General features: G+C 38.5%; 12 protein-coding genes. 5 read left to right on the top strand and 7 right to left on the bottom strand.

Annotated elements, in window-relative coordinates:
• The first annotated feature begins 102 nt into the window (after positions 1–102).
• From gdhA to Q0947_RS05470, 4 genes are all read left to right on the top strand, one after another.
• Entirely contained in the window at positions 103–1,443 is a 1,341-nt protein-coding gene (gdhA, locus tag Q0947_RS05485; protein WP_299393164.1) for an NADP-specific glutamate dehydrogenase, read from the top strand.
• A 123-nt stretch (positions 1,444–1,566) separates the two neighbouring features.
• The gene (locus tag Q0947_RS05480; protein ID WP_299393159.1) at positions 1,567–3,939 is read left to right on the top strand and encodes a two-component regulator propeller domain-containing protein; all 2,373 of its coding nucleotides are present in this window, start codon (positions 1,567–1,569) and stop codon (positions 3,937–3,939) included.
• A 19-nt stretch (positions 3,940–3,958) separates the two neighbouring features.
• Positions 3,959–4,678, top strand: a complete 720-nt coding sequence (recO, locus tag Q0947_RS05475) for a DNA repair protein RecO (protein WP_299393155.1) — start codon at positions 3,959–3,961, stop codon at positions 4,676–4,678.
• Positions 4,679–4,698: 20 nt separating this feature from the next.
• Entirely contained in the window at positions 4,699–7,110 is a 2,412-nt protein-coding gene (locus Q0947_RS05470; protein ID WP_299393150.1) for a TonB-dependent receptor, read from the top strand.
• Between the two features lie 40 nt (positions 7,111–7,150).
• Here Q0947_RS05470 and Q0947_RS05465 read toward each other — a convergent pair whose 3' ends face one another.
• Positions 7,151–10,474, bottom strand: coding sequence for a choice-of-anchor D domain-containing protein (locus Q0947_RS05465; RefSeq protein WP_299393145.1), 3,324 nt, complete (start codon positions 10,472–10,474; stop codon positions 7,151–7,153).
• A gap of 115 nt (positions 10,475–10,589) precedes the next feature.
• Here Q0947_RS05465 and Q0947_RS05460 point away from each other — a divergent pair, with 115 nt between their 5' ends.
• The gene (locus Q0947_RS05460; protein WP_299393140.1) at positions 10,590–11,060 is read left to right on the top strand and encodes a regulatory protein RecX; all 471 of its coding nucleotides are present in this window, start codon (positions 10,590–10,592) and stop codon (positions 11,058–11,060) included.
• A 133-nt stretch (positions 11,061–11,193) separates the two neighbouring features.
• Here the strand turns inward: Q0947_RS05460 and Q0947_RS05455 are convergent, their stop codons facing one another.
• The 6 genes from Q0947_RS05455 to bioA form a co-directional block, all read right to left on the bottom strand.
• Positions 11,194–11,685: a DUF6646 family protein gene (locus tag Q0947_RS05455; RefSeq protein ID WP_299393136.1), complete on the bottom strand. Its 492-nt coding sequence runs from the start codon at positions 11,683–11,685 to the stop codon at positions 11,194–11,196.
• A gap of 54 nt (positions 11,686–11,739) precedes the next feature.
• Positions 11,740–12,609, bottom strand: coding sequence for a cupin-like domain-containing protein (locus Q0947_RS05450; RefSeq protein WP_299393131.1), 870 nt, complete (start codon positions 12,607–12,609; stop codon positions 11,740–11,742).
• A 126-nt stretch (positions 12,610–12,735) separates the two neighbouring features.
• Positions 12,736–13,830, bottom strand: a complete 1,095-nt coding sequence (gene bioB / locus Q0947_RS05445) for a biotin synthase BioB (RefSeq protein WP_299393127.1) — start codon at positions 13,828–13,830, stop codon at positions 12,736–12,738.
• Positions 13,831–14,007: 177 nt separating this feature from the next.
• Positions 14,008–15,117, bottom strand: a complete 1,110-nt coding sequence (locus Q0947_RS05440; protein ID WP_299393124.1) for a serine hydrolase — start codon at positions 15,115–15,117, stop codon at positions 14,008–14,010.
• 112 nt (positions 15,118–15,229) lie between these two features.
• Entirely contained in the window at positions 15,230–16,396 is a 1,167-nt protein-coding gene (locus Q0947_RS05435) for a beta-ketoacyl synthase N-terminal-like domain-containing protein (protein ID WP_299393121.1), read from the bottom strand.
• 82 nt (positions 16,397–16,478) lie between these two features.
• Positions 16,479–17,744 (bottom strand): adenosylmethionine--8-amino-7-oxononanoate transaminase, encoded by a 1,266-nt coding sequence (gene bioA, locus Q0947_RS05430; RefSeq protein WP_299393119.1) that lies wholly within the window; start codon positions 17,742–17,744, stop codon positions 16,479–16,481.
• Positions 17,745–17,770: the final 26 nt, after the last annotated feature.

Genomic DNA, 17,770 nt, shown 5'->3' with positions numbered 1-17,770 from the left:
TATTTAAGCGATGATTGAGAGGCCTTAAAATAGCCATAGAAACCTCAAGATAACGTATCTTTGAGATACCAAATATTATATTGATTCTTAATAAGTTAATTCATGAAAGACAAGATTGATTCTTTTTTAGAGCTTGTAAAAAAAAATAATGGACACGAACCGGAATTTTTACAGGCCGTGCACGAGGTTGCAGAAACGATAATTCCTTTTATAGAGGAAAACCCAAAATATCAAGGCAAAATGTTACTTGAACGCATGGTAGAACCTGAGCGGACCATTATTTTCAGGGTGCCATGGGTGGATGATAAAGGTAACATACAAATGAACAGAGGGATAAGGGTTGAATTCAATTCGGCTATTGGACCTTATAAAGGTGGACTTCGTTTTCATCCGACTGTAAATTTAAGTATTCTCAAGTTTTTAGGATTTGAACAAACCTTTAAAAACTCCCTAACCACATTGCCTTTGGGTGGCGGAAAAGGCGGGTCTGATTTTGATCCTAAGGGAAAGAGTGATAATGAAGTCATGCGTTTTTGTCAATCGTTTATGACCGAATTATACCGTCATATTGGTGGAAATACAGATGTTCCTGCTGGAGATATTGGCGTTGGAGCACGTGAAATTGGCTATATGTTTGGCCAGTATAAAAAGATAAGAAATGAATTCACGGGCATTTTAACCGGAAAAGGATTGTCTTATGGCGGTTCCGTAATCCGACCAGAATCCACCGGTTATGGTTGTGTGTATTTTGTAAAAAATATGCTGGCAGTTCAAGATGAAACTTTAAAAGATAAAACCATTACCATATCAGGAGCAGGAAACGTAGCGCAATACGCTTGTGAAAAAGCAACCGAATTTGGGGCAAAAGTAGTGACCATGTCAGATTCTTCGGGTTATATCTATGATCCAGAAGGTATAGATGCTGAGAAGTTAGCATTTATTATGGATCTTAAGAACGTAAAACGTGGCCGTATTAGTGCCTATGCGGATCAGTATGCATCGGCATCGTTTCACCAAGGTCGCCCTTGGGGTGTAAAATGTGATATTGCCTTGCCTTGTGCCACGCAAAACGAATTGAATGAAGAAGAGGCAAAAACCCTCATCAAAAATAACGTCATAGCTGTGGCAGAAGGTGCAAATATGCCTTCTACACCTGAGGCTATTGAAGCATTTCAAAACGCACGGGTGTTGTTCGGGCCTGGAAAAGCATCAAACGCTGGTGGTGTTGCAACTTCGGGATTGGAAATGAGTCAAAACTCATTACGTCTAAACTGGGATAGAGAAAAAGTTGATGGCAAACTCTATGATATTATGGATAATATCCACCAATCATGCGTTCAATACGGAAAGCAGGAAGATGGTTTTATTGATTATGTGAAAGGTGCAAACATTGCTGGATTTGTGAAAGTTGCGGATGCCATGCTTGCTCAAGGAGTAGTATAATTGAAGATAAAAATCAAGTTATTAAAGGCTTCTGTAATACGTTATGGAGGTCTTTTTTGTATAAAACTGAATATTTCTTAAATGTCGTTAGTTATAAATATCTTTGACATCTATTAACAACGTATGATAAAACAGATTACAACGTTTTTTTTCTTTTGTCTTGTAAGTGTTACTCATGCTCAGGAGGTTTCGGCTTTATGGCAGGGCCATTTTTCTTACAATCATATTAAGGATGTTGTAAAAGGCAACACTAAAATTTATGCGGCTTCAGAAAATGCTGTATTTACATACGATTTGTCTTCCAATGAATTAGAAACCATCACCACTATTGAAGGATTGTCAGGAGAAACAATTACCACAATTGCCTACAGTGATGCTTATGAAACCTTATTAATTGGTTATGCCAACGGGCTTATTGAAATAGTTTCTGGGCCCGAGAATCAAATTTTATCCGTGGTTGACATTCTTGAAAAACAAACCATCGCTCCCAATCTCAAGAGAATCAATCATTTTAATATTGATAATGACAAGGTTTATATCGCGACAGATTATGGTATTTCTGTATACGATTTAGAGCGACTGGAATTTGGCGATTCTTATTTTATTGGCAATGGCGGCAGTCATAGTAATGTCAATCAAACCACAATTTTAAATTCTAAGATTTATGCGGCCTGCGGAAACAATAATGCTATTAAATCGGCAGACGTAGCCAATCCTAATCTTATTGATTATCAACAATGGAAAACCATAGGTAGCGGGAGTTTTGTTTCTGTTGAACATGTGGGCGATCGCCTATATGCAGTGAAAACGGATCAGGTTATTTATGAAATCCGAAATGGCGCATTCAGGGCTTTGTTTAACTATCCGAGTATGCCTTTAGATACAAAAGCGGTTGATAATAACTTAGTCGTATCCACAAAAGATAAAGTGTATGTCTACAATGCCAATTTTAATCTTTTATCTAGCGCAACGCTTACATCTGAGTATAGTACACAATTTACGAGTGCTGTTGTTGCCGATAATATGATTTATGCTGGAACACAAAATTTTGGTGTTTTGAAAACGAGCTTTTCAAATCCCAATAGTGTTGATGTGATAATGCCCGAAGGACCGTTGATGAATGACGCTTTTAAAATTGAAGCTGCTGAGAATTCTTTGTGGGTAACTTATGGCGATTATACCGAGTCCTATAATCCTTTCCCATTACGCAGTTACGGGATTAGTCACTTGGTTGATGAGCAGTGGAAAAACACGCCATTTGACGATCTCTTAACGGCACAGAATTTAAATTATATCGCCGTCAATCCATTTAATCCTTCGCAAGTATTTATTAGCGCTTGTCAACAAGGTGTTTTGGAATTAAATGATGAGGTTCCAAAAATTCTGATGGATCAAACTAACAGCGGACTTGAATCTTTGCGTGTGCCATCGTCTCCATCCACCGTTTCTGTGAGGCAAACCGGCTCCTTGTTTGATCGGAATGGCGTGTTATGGACGCTAACATGTCGTGTTGATAAAGCCTTAAAATCCTATAATCCTAGTACAAAAGAATGGCGTGGCTATAGTTTTAAGGATATTATTCCGGATGCATTTAATGATGAGCTTGGTTTTGGGGATATCGCTATTGACAGAAACGGCACCAAATGGATTGGTGCTTTTCAGAAAGGTATTATTGGGTACAATGAAAATGGAAACAAGATTAAAAACTTAAATACAGAAGCACAAAATATGCCCAGCACTGTGGTAAACGCCGTAGCTGTAGATAATAATAATCAACTGTGGATTGGCACAATTAAAGGCTTAAGAGTGCTTTATAATACGGCTGGATTTTTTGAAGATTCGAATGCCAATGTGAAGGAAATCGTGGTGCTTGATGATGGAATTCCGCAAGAATTACTGTCCAATCAATACATAACCGATATTAAAGTTGATGGGTCCAATAACAAATGGATTGGTACGTTGGATGCCGGGATTTTCTGTTTTTCTCCTAACGGACAACAAACCATTTATCACTTTACGAAGGATAATTCGCCGTTGCCTTCAAATTTTATCAAAGACATTTCAATAGATGCGCAAAATGGGAAGGTTTATATTGCAACTTCAAAAGGACTTTTGTCCTTCACGTCGGGTGCGTCCAGCCCTAAGGAAGAATTGACAAATGCTTTTGTCTATCCTAATCCTGTTAGGCCTGAGTATGATATTCTTGGCGCAAATAGTTTAAATGATATTACTAAAGGCGTTAAAATTAAAGGAATCACTAAAAACGTCAATATTAAGATTACAGATATTGAAGGAAATCTTGTAGCCGAAGCACAATCCAGAGTTAATTTACGTGCGTCACGTTCTAACTATAATTTTGCCATTGATGGTGGTACCGCTATATGGAACGGTAAAAATTTAGCCAATAACATTGTCGCATCTGGCGTTTATCTTATTATGATTTCTGATTTGGATACCTTTGAAACCAAGGTTTTAAAACTGATGATTATTCGATAATGGCTTTATTCAAAAAAATATGTTAGTTAAAACCAATGCGATTGTACTTTCAAAACTGAAGTATAGAGACCATGACGTCATTGTGAAGTGCTACACTAAAAATCGTGGTGTCGTCAGCTATTTATTGAAGGGGATTTTAAAAAGCAAGCGGAGCAACTCTAAAATTGCCTATTACCAACCACTTTCACAATTAGAAATCGAGGAAAATTTTAAAGCTAATCACTCTTTACACTTTATAACCGACGTAAAATTGAGTGTGCCTTACCAAAGTATGCATACCAACATCCTTAAAAGTTCAATTGTGATGTTTTTATCTGAAGTATTAGCGACCACATTAAAAGAGGAGGAGCGCAATTTAGTACTCTATGAATTCCTCGAAACCACCCTACAGTGGCTGGACCATGAAACCGATTTTGCCAACTTCCATTTGTTGTTTTTACTAGAGTTGACCAAGCATTTGGGGTTTTATCCCGACACGAGCCAATCAAGCTTTCCATACTTCAATTTAAGCACGGGAACGTTTGAATTGAAACCTCAAAATCACTATACCATTACAGGAGAAAATTTAAAGTTCCTAAAAGCGCTATTGGGCATAAAATTTGATGAGCTAAGTACAGTAAAAATGACCTCTGCACAGAGGCAAACATTATTGAACACATTGTTATTTTATTTTGAATTGCACCTCACCGATTTCAGAAAACCGAAATCACTTCAAGTGTTAAATCAAGTATTTAATTAAAAAAATTGACTCTCCCTTATATGAAATTTTTGTTGTCATGCTGTATGTTTCTGCTGTTAAGTGTTTCTGCCCAATCACAACACATTAAAATTTTAGAAGAAAAAACGAACCTTCCCGTTGCAGGTGCATTAGTATATAATGCTTCAAAATCAAAATCTACAATGTCTGATATTGATGGCGTTGTCAACTTGGGTCAGTTTTCAATTGATGAGCTGATATTTGTAGAGCATTTGTTATATAAAACAAAAAACTTCAAGGTCTCTGAGATTAACAATAAAACGATCTTTTTAAAACCTAAAATTGAAGGTTTGGATGAAGTTGTACTTTCGGCATCAAAGTTTCAACAGAGTAAGCGTGATATTCCTCAGAAAATTATGAATATCACCGCAAAATCTATTGCTTTTTCAAATCCACAAACCAGCGCCGATTTATTGGAAAGTACAGGAAATGTCTTTATTCAAAAAAGTCAAATGGGAGGTGGGAGTCCGATGATTAGAGGGTTGTCTACCAATCGGCTTTTAATAACCGTAGATGGCGTAAGAATGAACAACGCCATTTTTAGAGGCGGGAATTTGCAAAATGTACTCTCTATAGATCCTTTTGCAATTCACAATACGGAAGTCACCCTTGGCGCAGGTTCGGTAGTTTATGGAAGTGATGCGCTTGGTGGTGTTATGAGTTTTTACACCCGTAAACCGCATTTGTCATATTCTGATTCATTATATTTTAGAGGAAATACGGTAGCAAGATATGCGACAGCCAATAACGAAAAAACGGGTCATATCGATTTAAATTTCGGACTTAAGAAATGGGCGTTTTTCAGTAGTGTTAGTTACACTGATTTTGACGATTTGCGCATGGGAAGTCACGGACCTTCGGATTATATAAGATATGAGTATGTTCGCACTATAGATGGCGTTGACCAAATGGTTCCGAATGCCTATCCGTTAGTTCAAAAGCCTACGGGTTATGATCAAATTAACTTTTTACAGAAAGTCAGATATGAACCAATGGAAGATTGGACGTTTGATTTAGGACTGCACTATTCCACAACCTCAGACTATTCCAGATACGACCGATTGATTCGCTATAAAGGTGATAATTTGCGCTCTGCGGAGTGGAATTATGGTCCGCAACGTTGGTTTATGGGAAACATACAGGTGACCAAATTGAGCAGTAATTCTAATTTATACGATAAAATTCAGGCGACAGTTGCCTATCAGAATTTTCAGGAAAGTCGTATGGATAGAGATTTTAATAAGCCAATTAGAAATGTGAGGGAAGAAGCTGTAGACGCTGTTTCTGCTAATTTAGATCTAGAAAAACAGCTCGGTGCAAGAACCGAATTGTTCTACGGATTGGAATATATTTACAATCTTGTGACGTCTTCAGGAAGTGAAGAATACATTAAAACAGGCACGAGCCTGCCTACGGTATCACGCTATCCAACAGGCTCCGATTGGCAATCTGTAGCCGCCTATACCAGTTTAAAATACAAACCTAATCCGAAGTTTGTATTCCAAACTGGCGTACGCTACAACCATGTGGTCCTAAATGCCGACTTTACTGAGAATAACACCTATTTAAATTTACCGTATAGCACTACTAAAATCAATACGGGAGCTTTTACAGGGACGGCGGGAGTCAATTGGAATCCCAACCAAACTATTGCATTAAAATTTAATGCGTCTTCTGCATTCAGAGCGCCAAATATTGATGATATAGGCAAAGTTTTCGACTCAGAGCCTGGTGCGGTGGTAGTACCTAATCACGACTTAAAACCGGAATATGCCTACGGACTCGAATTAGGTGTGAAATTCAACTTCGAAAACAAAGTAATTCTTGATATGGCTACGTATTATACCTATTTGGATAATACTTTGGTCCGTCGCGATTTTAATCTGAATGGGAAGTCTGAAGTGATGTATGATGGTGAGATGAGTACTGTACAGGCCATTCAGAATGCGGCAGAATCGAGAATTTATGGTTTTGAAGTGGGCTTGCTGGTGAATATGACTGATGATTTTAAATTAACTTCCAATTATAACATTATTGGAGGTAGGGAAGAAGATGATTATGGTGAAAGCACATCGCTACGTCATGCCGCACCGCAGTTTGGTACGACACATTTGATATGGCAAAAGGACAAGCTACAGTTTGATGCTTTTGCAGCATACAACAGTGAATTGTCAAACAACCAACTGGCACCTTCAGAACAGGACAAAGGATATATGTACGCTAAAGATGGTAATGGAAATCCTTATGCGCCATCTTGGTACACGCTTAATTTTAGAACGCAATATCAATTGAATGATGCTGTATCATTAACAGCTGGATTGGAGAATATCACCGATCAACGCTACAAGACCTATTCTTCAGGTATCGCAGCGCCAGGACGTAACTTAATACTGTCGTTAAAGTATGCGCTCTAAGGCATCTATTATCTTTCGGGTTTGACTCTCAATGTCTAGACTAATGGCGCTTTAGTATGCGTTTTGTAATGATTCGGTCGTTGGAAAGCCTCACTCGGGCAATGTAAACAGCTTGACTTGTGTCGCCTAATTCATAAATTTCTTTGTTAGAACTACCTTTGAAATGATATAAGGTTCTGCCTAAAACATCAATAATTTCCACTGATTTTATAGAGAGATGTTGCCCGATAGAAAATTGAACACTTCCATTTTTAAGTTCGATTATCGATAGCATATCCGACTCCACAACTGCATCTTCAAGTAACAACGTCTGGGTTTTAAAATGAACTACAAATCGATCTTTAAAGTCGCCGATGACAGACGTGAAACTATAGTCGCTTTGAGATAAATTATGGGAAATGTCCAGTAAATTATCCTTAATATGAATTTTGTTCTCTTCAAAGAACGCTCCTTGTGATTGGGCGAGTGATAGTTTATAGTTGGTGGGCTGGGTAATGGTAGTGTAAAATGCTATTGGTAATTCTTCTTCCAATGTTAAACTAGCGGGAGATTTCCCTTGAATAACATATGTTTTATTGCGTGTTGGGATTTCAGTATAAATATTTGCACCAATACCAGACGCTAAATTTCGTTCGGCATCATAGGTGAATCCATCAAAACCGTCAGTGGCATCATCTACATAAGCGACGAGAATTTGACTAAATATTCCACTATCCGAAGTAAGATTAATCCAGTATTTGTTAGCTATATCCGTGGGAGCAGATTTAAAAAATTGTGCATTGCTTGAGACATCGGCCATTCTCATAGCGTTTTTAAAAGTCAATGTGCCACCGCTATGAATGCCTTTCACGAAAAAGCCTTGACCTGACGGAATATAATCCGATGGAATGATTTTACTTGCGCCTGCTGCATTTCCACTTCCTGTTGTAATTACGGCATAGTCTGCACTATTAAAATTCAAAACTTGGTTCCCAGGATTGCTAGCCAAGGGAGGAGAAAAGTGAGACCATAAATAGGCAGCGCCATCAATAACATCAGGATTTGCGCTGTGGACCAATTTAAAAGCTATGGCAGATGCATAGGGATTGCCAATTAAATTCCAATCATTGTCTGTGGGGAGGTTATTGGTTATAATATTCACGGAAATATTTCCTGTGTTAAAAGCGCCACTAAATTCGGTTTCATCAATTCTAGGAAATGGGATACTTGTCGTTTTGGAAGTTGCTGCATAGCCGACGCCTGGTATCATACGGCCGGTCGCCAGTTTCCAATCGTCTCCATTATCATCAATATCATTTCCATCAGCATCTAAATAACTGGAAGCATCAAAATAAAACCGACGATTAGGCAAGGCCATACTCAATGCCCTTTCCACGGTTTCCGTGCCAACCGGAGAACTCCAATAGGTATAAGCATACCATTTCTGTTTAATGGGAGTCGACTTTTTAACACGTGAGGTGCCAGAGTTAACGATCGTGAAATTTCCAGCTGAAGAATCATCGCCTCTTTGTACAAAAGCTCCTTTAGTTTCTACTACGATTTCTCCAAAATCCGAAGGTGAGTTTCCTTTAACAATCACATCGTTTAGTATTTCTATATAATGATCGTCCGTAATATGTAAGCTGTATCCGGAATTCACAACGAGGCTGCACGTTGAAAAACTGCCGTTGGTAGCATTAGTAGTGTAATTTGCATTTAAAACGGTGACTGTACTGCTGTTTGGTAAGATTGGGCTCCAATGCGTACCAGTCCAACTGGTTTTTTTAATTTTTATGGGTACTACATGGCTGGCTTTATAGCATGTGATTCCGTTTTCGCGAACCTGTACGTAAAACTGATACCCATCAAAATTTTCCAAATTTAAAATGCTGAGGTTTGAACTTTGCTGACCGGAATATGTTGTGTCCATTGGTAAAATTTCGATCCAATTTGAAGTATTGGGTGCATTGTAATACCATTGGTAGGCTAAAGGCAGGCCGCCTGACACGCCTTCAGATGCTTGCACCGATAATGATGCTGATAAACTACAAGCGGAAGATGGTGAAATTGGGTGAATCGTAATTGTGGGAGGAGCACCACCGGAGAAATCATAGATTCCAATGTTCGAATAATCATTCGTGCCACAAGACGTTGCACCCGAACCTACCCAATCAATAGCATTCCAATCGGCCAGATTAAAAGTAGGATTGGGAAGAATCGACGCAGAATTTAACCGTCTAAAGTTAAAGCCACGATCGCCTGTTATGATTGTAGTGTCCATCCAATCTTTATCCAGATATGTACCGAATTCATCAACAACCACTGTGTTGTTATTTTTCATCAAACGGATAAGATCATGTTCATTGTCCTTTTTATTGATGCCTACCACCGTACTCGTTTGATTTGCCAATTGCCCATTTCCCCCAATCTGAGGACAAGTGTTCCCTGTAGTTGGATTATTGGAAATGCCCATGGCAACAGTGTAAATTGAATTATGAGCTAGGCTTACAGCACTTAGTTTTAATGTGTTCGTTGGACTTGAGACACCATTATTATAAATCGCTAATGCATAGTTTTCAAGCGCAATTGTGGCACCTGTCCCATTATAAATTTCAACATAACTTAATCCGCCAGCGGTAGCATCCGTCACTTCACTAATAAATAAGTCGGATAGAAACATGCTTCCTTCACAGCCGCCAATGGCGCTATCTATAACCGTAAAGGGCGTTATGCTTATACAGCCAAGAGTGTTCACAATTTTGATATTCCCTGTTGATGCGCCATTGGGAATTTTGACTTCAATAGTAGTGGAATTTATTAGCGTTAACGGCATGTGTATGCCATTGATGATTGCAGCGGTTGTTGGCCCAAAATTAGCGCCTATAATTGTGGCAATTGTGCCTACGGGACCACTCGTTGGGTATATGGTGTTGCTCGCAGTTACGCATCGTCCGGTGCCACGTACGGCGAATGTGTAAGGGTTTTCGTCACTGTCATTATTTATGATTGAAACAATGGCGTTTCTTACATCCGAAACTAAGGGTGCGAATTGTATTTCTAGAAGCGAAAAACTATCAGGTGAAATAGTGGCGCTAGGTGTTGTTGTGATAGTGAAATCACCCGGATTTGCACCCAAGATGCTCACACTAGAAACCGTTAAGTTGAGATTCCCTAGATTGCGAATGCGGTACGATTTAGATTGTGAAGACCCGATAAATTGTGCAGCAAACAGGGTATTATCGGTGCCTTGTGGATTGGTGTCGCCACTTACAATTTCTGGATAGGTGCCTACATTGCCCTCGACTTTGATTTCGGGAGCTTGGCCAACCGTGGAAAACACAAAACTCAGTGATGCTAATACTACGAGATTTAGTGTTTTATCCATAATTGCATAAATAAATCCTTGTTACTAACACAAGGAATTAAAGGTAGACTAAAATAGCTCATAAACAGCGTGTTATAATTTTTAACTTATTAACAAAATGTTGCTATTTTTGCATATGGAAACACATAAAACGTATACGGTTGAGGAGGCTTTAAAAAAAATGGAGCGCTATTGCAGTTATCAAGAACGCTGTCATAAGGAAGTCACCCAAAAACTATATACCATGCGAATGATTCCTGAGGTAATTGACCATATTGTTGTGAAATTGATGCAGGACAATTTTTTAAATGAAGAACGCTATGCAAAGGCATTTGTCAGCGGGAAATTCAGAATTAAAAAATGGGGCAAACAACGTTTGACGCGGGAACTTAAACAAAAGGAAATCGGTAAAACACTGATTGCGGAGGCGCTTCAAACTATTAGCGATCAGGACTACTTGAATACGTTTCATGCACTTGCAGAAAAGAAGGCAGAAACTATCCGAGAAAAAAACCCAATGAAGAAAAAGAAAAAACTAGCCGATTACCTCTTTTATAGAGGTTGGGAAAGTCATTTGGTGTATGACAAGGTCAATGAGTTGTTTTGAGAATGTAGGGTGTGAGGTTTGAGGTTCTGAGGTTTGAGGTTTGAGGTTTGACAATTCATTTTAAGAATATTCACAAAAAAAAACCGCATCATTCCGAAGAACAACGCAGTTTTAAATAGCAATTAGTTTTTTATTATAAGCTAAATGTCGCTCCAATATTTACCACGAACTGGTTATGGATTTCTTCAGCTGGATTTGTAATAGTGGTATCATATTTTGCTAATGGGAATACCGTTTCAGCATAAATTCCAAAACCATCAGAGAAAAAATAGCGTGCGCCTACATGGCCACCAAAATTCTTTAAACTCAAGTTTAAACCTGGATAAAGATCAAAATTTTCATCAATGTTCAAAACACTTCCTAAGTGTGCGTTGAAACGTCCTTTAAGGTCAAAACGATCACCAAAACTAGCATCTAATTCTTCCTTTACGCCTAAGGCATATGCACCGGAAACACCTACGGAAATGTTTTCGCCTAAACCATAATCAAAAGCTACATTGATTCCAGTTGCATAGTCTTGAAAATTTGCGCCAATCTGCAATTTATTATCGCCATTACCTTTAAAAGCTTGTGCATTAGCAAAAGAAACGTTTAAAATGCATAGGATTACAATCAGTTTTTTCATGATATAAGTTTTGTTTTTAATTTGGGCAAATATAGCTATGTTTTTTAAAATACGTTAGTACTGCTCTAAACTCTTTTGAGTATTGCTAAAGGCTTTGTCGTTCTTCCAATCGATCCATTTTTGACCTTTTAATTTACGCATGACAGTATCAAAATGACGCATGACCACTATATTATAGATGGCTTTTCCTAAATTTTTCGGATTTCTCGCAATAGCGCGTAAGCTCATGGAAAACCCTGGCGTGATATATTTCATATAATGCCAATAACCCTCAGGCATATAAAGCACTTCACCATGATTCAATTCCGTTCTATAGCCTTTAGCTTTTTTTAGTGCGGGCCATTTTTCGAAATCAGGATTGGAAAAATCGATATCCTCTCGCGTAATTAACGAATGCGGAATTTTATAAAGGAATGGATTTTGTCTTTGATCATATAAAATACACAGCTTTTTGCCGTTAAAATGAAAATGGAAGATATTGGCCAAATCAATATCATAATGCATAAAGGTGTGCGAGTTCTCTCCGCCAAAAAACAACATCGGCAGAACCTTCATGAGTTTTAGACCAAAATCTGGGTACGAATAATCCTTTTGTAATTGTGGAACTTCCTTAAGAATATTCCATAGGAAAATGCGAAATTTTGTAGGTTCCCGCTTTAGAAGATCTATATAATCTGCCATTTTCATTTTGGCGTGAGGCTCATTGAAACCATCTTCATGATTTACCGGACGGTCATCATACAAGGGTACAACTTTGTCTCCTGCAACAGACTTGATATAGTCTAAATTCCACTTCTCATATGCCGGCCAATCTTCGATAAAGCGCTCAATAACAACTGGTTTTTGAGGCTTAAAATAGAATTTAATGAAATCTTCCTTAGTAATCGTCTTTACTCGAGGAATGTCTTGTAGGTCTAATTCCAAAGTTCAAAAATTTAGGCTGCAAAGTTAAGAAATGGTTACGAAACGTATTAAAATGTATGTTAAATATTAACATGTTAACACGTTTTGGAGAACTCTTAAAATTGCAATTTTCGACCTAAGTTTTGACTATTTTAAAACCTTCGATTGTTGTTTTGCAATCTCATTACGTTCAATTTTATGATCAGGGCGTGTCCATTTAGGTTTTTCTCCTAACGCTTGAAATTTAGATTCTGCTGCTTCAACCGTTTGTGGTTGCACCTTTTTAGTAAATGGCTTTTGCGGATTAAGGCCTAATGCTTCAAACATTTTCATGTCTTCATTGACGTCTGGGTTTGGAGTCGTCAATAATTTATCGCCGGCAAAAATAGAATTTGCACCAGCGAAGAAACACATGGCTTGACCTTCTCTACTCATTTGGGTACGGCCTGCACTTAACCGTACTTGAGTTTCTGGCATCACGATTCTAGCAGTAGCTACCATACGGATCATGTCCCAAATCTCAACAGGTTTTTCATCTGCCAACGGGGTACCTTCTACGGCAACCAAAGCATTGATCGGTACAGATTCTGGTTGCGGATTTAAAGTGGATAATGCCACCAACATGCCCGCGCGATCCTCAATTTTTTCTCCCATTCCAATGATTCCGCCACTACATACCGTAACATTGGTTTTACGTACGTTGTCTATCGTTTGTAAACGGTCTTCATAACCTCTGGTAGAAATGACTTCTTTATAATATTCTTCTGAAGAATCTAAATTGTGATTATAAGCATACAATCCGGCTTCAGCTAAACGTTGTGCCTGATTTTCAGTAATCATTCCCAAGGTACAACATACTTCCATATCCAATTTGTTGATGGTACGTACCATCTCCAAAACTTGATCAAATTCCTCACCGTCCTTTACATTACGCCAAGCTGCTCCCATACATACACGAGAACTTCCTGTTGATTTTGCACGTAAGGCTTGCGCTTTTACTTGCTGAACGCTCATCAAATCATTGCCTTCAACATTCGTATGGTAACGCGCTGCTTGCGGACAATAGCCGCAATCTTCAGGGCAACCTCCCGTTTTTATGGAAAGCAAGGTAGACACCTGCACCGTGTTCGGGTCGTGATGCTGCCTGTGTATTGTTGCTGCTTCATAAAGCAACTCCATAAAAGGTTTATTATAAATATTGAGAATTTCTTCTTTTGTCCAGTTATGTCTTATGTTGGTCATGTTAGTCAATTTCAATGATGAGGTAAAAATAACTTATTTAATATGAAAGAAATCTTCCGAAAGCCTATAAATTTTTTGGTGGTGTACTTAAGTGTGATTTAAATTGTTGTTTTTCAGCACAACTAAAGGTGATGAAAATTAACTTTAGATAATCTTAGAAATGGACGTTTTTTGTGTCTATTTTAATTGGTATAATATCAATTTTCTGCCAAGAGCTGCTAAAAAGGGAATGCCAAGATCATCATATTCATAAACACCATCATTATAAATTTTGTTCTTATTCACATGTATGGTCGCCGTTATTAGGAATTCTTGATTGGTTTTTTTATTGATGATATAGGCAGAATCGGTTAGATAGCCATAAGCAGAACCTATCTTATTATGAATCTCCAAATCTTCGGGCATTGTGCTTTTTGAATCGCCTACAACTAAATATTTCATGTAGGTATCGGGAAAATCTTCAGGATTATAACCCGCTTGTTTTGGAAGGATGGACATGGCGTCAATCAAGAATTTGCGATCGGCTTCAGTCAACGCAAACTGTTGCTGTTTTGGAAAGAGTTCAGGGAATAGCAATCGCTTCAATATGCCATGTAAGGAGGTTACCGGTAGGTAATTTTTCATAGAGAAATCCATGGGTTGTTGGACCAAGCTGTTGCCAATGGTGTAACCCACACCTTTGCTGAGGCTGTTCAACTGTAAAGGTGCCATAGGTTGATTGGTCTTGGCTTCTGTCTTATATATGACGGAACCGTCTTTGTAGAACAACAATGGTTTTGTGGTTAAATTGGCGGAATTTGGGATGGACAAGCGGTGATAAATTTTAGCATTAATGCCTTTATCTTTTAGTTGCTGATTGATCTCATCTTGACCTAGGTACTCAAATAATCGATTGTAGGCCGTGTTGCTACTAACCGCAAATATATCGATGATATCCTTAGTAAAGGTTGAAACGATGGTGTCATCTTCCACTTTAGAAGGTGTATCTCTATCCACTAAAGCGTTGCGATTTAACTTTTCTAATGCCAATAGGGCGATGGGCAATTTTACAGTACTCGCAGGGTAGAAATACGTTGCATCATCAACTTGAAACTGATCTTCCAAAAATTTTACATGGCCATTTTTATCGCGAATGACTTCAGAAAACAGTACTTGTACTTCATGTAAAGGCAACTGCTTCATGATTGTATTGAGTTTTACATCATCAGCAGAGATTGCTTTTTTAATTGGGCTGACAGATGCGCAACCCATCATCATAAAAATTATAAGTAGAGAACCATATTTCATACCTTAAAAATAAAGAAAAGGTTTGAGAACTGAATCTATTAACTTTTTAATGAGAACTTTTTTGATGCTAAAAAAAGGCTATGAGTGGAAAAGTGCCACTTCTACTGCGAATCTATCGAGATATTAATATGGAGACGGCATTTCCCCCAAATCCGACCGCATTTACCATAATGGTTTTAATACGTTGTGGCGTTTGCGCTTCTATAAAAGGCACATTGATGAACTCTTGGTTTTGCAACATTAAAATGGCCATCTCTAAGCTTAATAGGCCAGAAGCGCCAAGACTGTGGCCAATTTTCCATTTATTGGTAGTTAAGGCGGGTTTTTTATCCAGAAAAACGGCATCTATAGCATTCAATTCTGACGAATCTCCTTTTATGGTGCCAGGGGTGTGAGTGACAATTATATCTACTTCATTCGGATTTATCGTCCCTAAAGCCATTTTCATGGAGCGTTGGAAGCATTGGGCGTCTGAAGATACTGAGACGCTATGTTCCAAGACTTCTGTAGCATACCCGATACCAATGATGTTGGCCAACGCATTTTCAGAAATGCCGCGTTCTAAACACGCCATAGCGGACGCTTCGCCAAGTACCATGGAGTTTTTTGTTTTATGGAGATCTAAAGATCGGCAAGGATAAAAATTAGCGTTCGTTTGTGGAGGAAGCGGTGCATAAATTTTTATGGCTTGCATTTGAGCGACCGTAAAATTTGTTAATGGCGCTTCACTACCACCAACTAAAAATTTATCTGACATTCCAGAATTTATCCATGCCACACCGTTTAATAAAGCATGTAAAGCAGTAGAACAAGTTATGGAATGGCTTATTTCTGGTCCTTGTGTTTGCAAATCGTGCGCTACCCAAGAGGAGATATTACCTAATGTGGTCGTAGGTGAACTCAATGTTTGAGCGCGCCCACGATTAAGAAAATCTTCGTGGTATTTTTCAAATAAAGCAGTTGCACCGCGCGAGGAACCAATATTGATTCCGAAATTATCTTTGGAAGTCCAACCAGCTTCAGCTACTGCATTTCGCGACGTGTAAATCGCATACAAAACCGATGGATCTAAATTCTTAAAATGGGAATCGGAGTGTTGTAAAGATTTAATAGCCGATTTTACCACAGAAGGTAACTGACCCACCATCGCTTTAATGTCCCCAAAAGATTTTTCAGAAAGACAATGGCCGTTATGTTGATAATTCTTCCAAATATCAGGTGTAGTCTCTCCTAGTGGGGAAATGGAACTAATAGCAGTGATAGAAACGGGTTGTAGCAAAACTTAAAATTTAAGCAAAAATAAAACTATCTCGAGCGTGGAATAGGAAACACTATGTTATTTCCAAATGTGATTAAATATTTTAGAGAATGTCCAATGCGTTTTCAATGGTTTGATATACTTTTTCCAATTCACTTTCCGTAATCACATATGGCGCTTGAATGTAAATGGTGCTCCCTAAAGGTCTTAAGAAGACGCCATTGTCCATAAAGAACTTGAAAATTTTATCGCGTAAATCGCCATAACGTTCCATTTCAATATTCAGGTCGAGCGCAAAAATAACTCCAGTTTGGCGCGTCGATTTTACCTTTGGATGCTCTTTAATACGCTCATTAAAGCCTTGGTGAGCCGCACTAATCCGTTCAATGTTTTGTTGTATGGCTTCCGATTTTAATAACTCTATCCCCGCCAAAGCAGCAGTACACGCTAACGGATTAGCCGAATACGTATGTCCGTGGAAGAGTCCTTTGCTCATATCATCACTATAAAAAGCATCATAAATAGGCTGGGAACAGGAAGTAATTGCCATAGGGAGCAATCCTGCCGTGAGCGCTTTACTCATACAGATGATATCAGGCTTCGTGTCCATATAGTCAGATGCAAAATTTTTCCCGGTTTTTCCAAATCCGGTCATAACTTCATCCGCAACCGTAATAATGTGATGATCTTTACAAAACTTCAAAATTTGGTTAAGACCATCTGCGTTGTGCATTTTCATTGCCGCCGCACCTTGTACTAAAGGCTCGTATACAAAGCCGGCAATATCATGCTCCAAAACCAATTTTTCAAGAAGATTCAAAATGGAGTTATGGTTTTCACCATTTGGCGTTGGAATTCGCTTCACATCCAAAAAATACTCTTCAAAAGGACCGTTGTACACAGATAAGCTAGAAACGCTCATGGCACCAAACGTATCACCGTGAAACCCATCTTCAAAAGCGAGAAGGATATTGCGTTTTTCGCCTTTATTAAAATGATATTGCAGCGCCATTTTAATGCCGATTTCAACACTTGTTGATCCGTTATCACTAAAAAAGAGTTTGTTTTGATTTTCTGGAAGAATAGAAATCAAGGCTTCAGAAAGTTTGATTGCCGGTTCATGCGTAAATCCGCTAAAAACCACCTGATCCAACTGCTGCATTTGAGCTGCAACACGATCGGTAACAAAAGCGTTGCAATGTCCGTACATGCACGTGTACCAAGATGCGATGGCGTCGATGTATGTGTTGCCATCTTCATCGGTAAGTGTACAGTCTTTTGCTTTAACAATGGCAATGGTGTCTGGGTGCAGTTTGTGTTGCGTTAGTGGGTGCCAAAGGTGTTTTTTATCGCGTTCTTTTAGGGTCATTTGTATACGGTATTTGTTGCATTGGG

It is taken from the genome of uncultured Gelidibacter sp. (genome assembly GCF_947500795.1).
Lineage (GTDB): Bacteria > Bacteroidota > Bacteroidia > Flavobacteriales > Flavobacteriaceae > Gelidibacter.
This window is presented reverse-complemented; position numbering and strand designations above follow the sequence as displayed.

Excerpts from the sequence above, each read along its gene's own strand:
- Q0947_RS05480 (WP_299393159.1), top strand. The coding sequence starts at position 1,567 with ATGATAAAACAGATTACAACGTTTTTTTTCTTTTGTCTTGTAAGTGTT.
- recO (WP_299393155.1), top strand. The coding sequence starts at position 3,959 with ATGTTAGTTAAAACCAATGCGATTGTACTTTCAAAACTGAAGTATAGA.
- bioA (WP_299393119.1), bottom strand. The coding sequence starts at position 17,744 with ATGACCCTAAAAGAACGCGATAAAAAACACCTTTGGCACCCACTAACG.
- Q0947_RS05460 (WP_299393140.1), top strand. The coding sequence starts at position 10,590 with ATGGAAACACATAAAACGTATACGGTTGAGGAGGCTTTAAAAAAAATG.
- gdhA (WP_299393164.1), top strand. The coding sequence starts at position 103 with ATGAAAGACAAGATTGATTCTTTTTTAGAGCTTGTAAAAAAAAATAAT.
- Q0947_RS05470 (WP_299393150.1), top strand. The coding sequence starts at position 4,699 with ATGAAATTTTTGTTGTCATGCTGTATGTTTCTGCTGTTAAGTGTTTCT.
- bioB (WP_299393127.1), bottom strand. The coding sequence starts at position 13,830 with ATGACCAACATAAGACATAACTGGACAAAAGAAGAAATTCTCAATATT.
- Q0947_RS05440 (WP_299393124.1), bottom strand. The coding sequence starts at position 15,117 with ATGAAATATGGTTCTCTACTTATAATTTTTATGATGATGGGTTGCGCA.
- Q0947_RS05455 (WP_299393136.1), bottom strand. The coding sequence starts at position 11,685 with ATGAAAAAACTGATTGTAATCCTATGCATTTTAAACGTTTCTTTTGCT.
- Q0947_RS05465 (WP_299393145.1), bottom strand. The coding sequence starts at position 10,474 with ATGGATAAAACACTAAATCTCGTAGTATTAGCATCACTGAGTTTTGTG.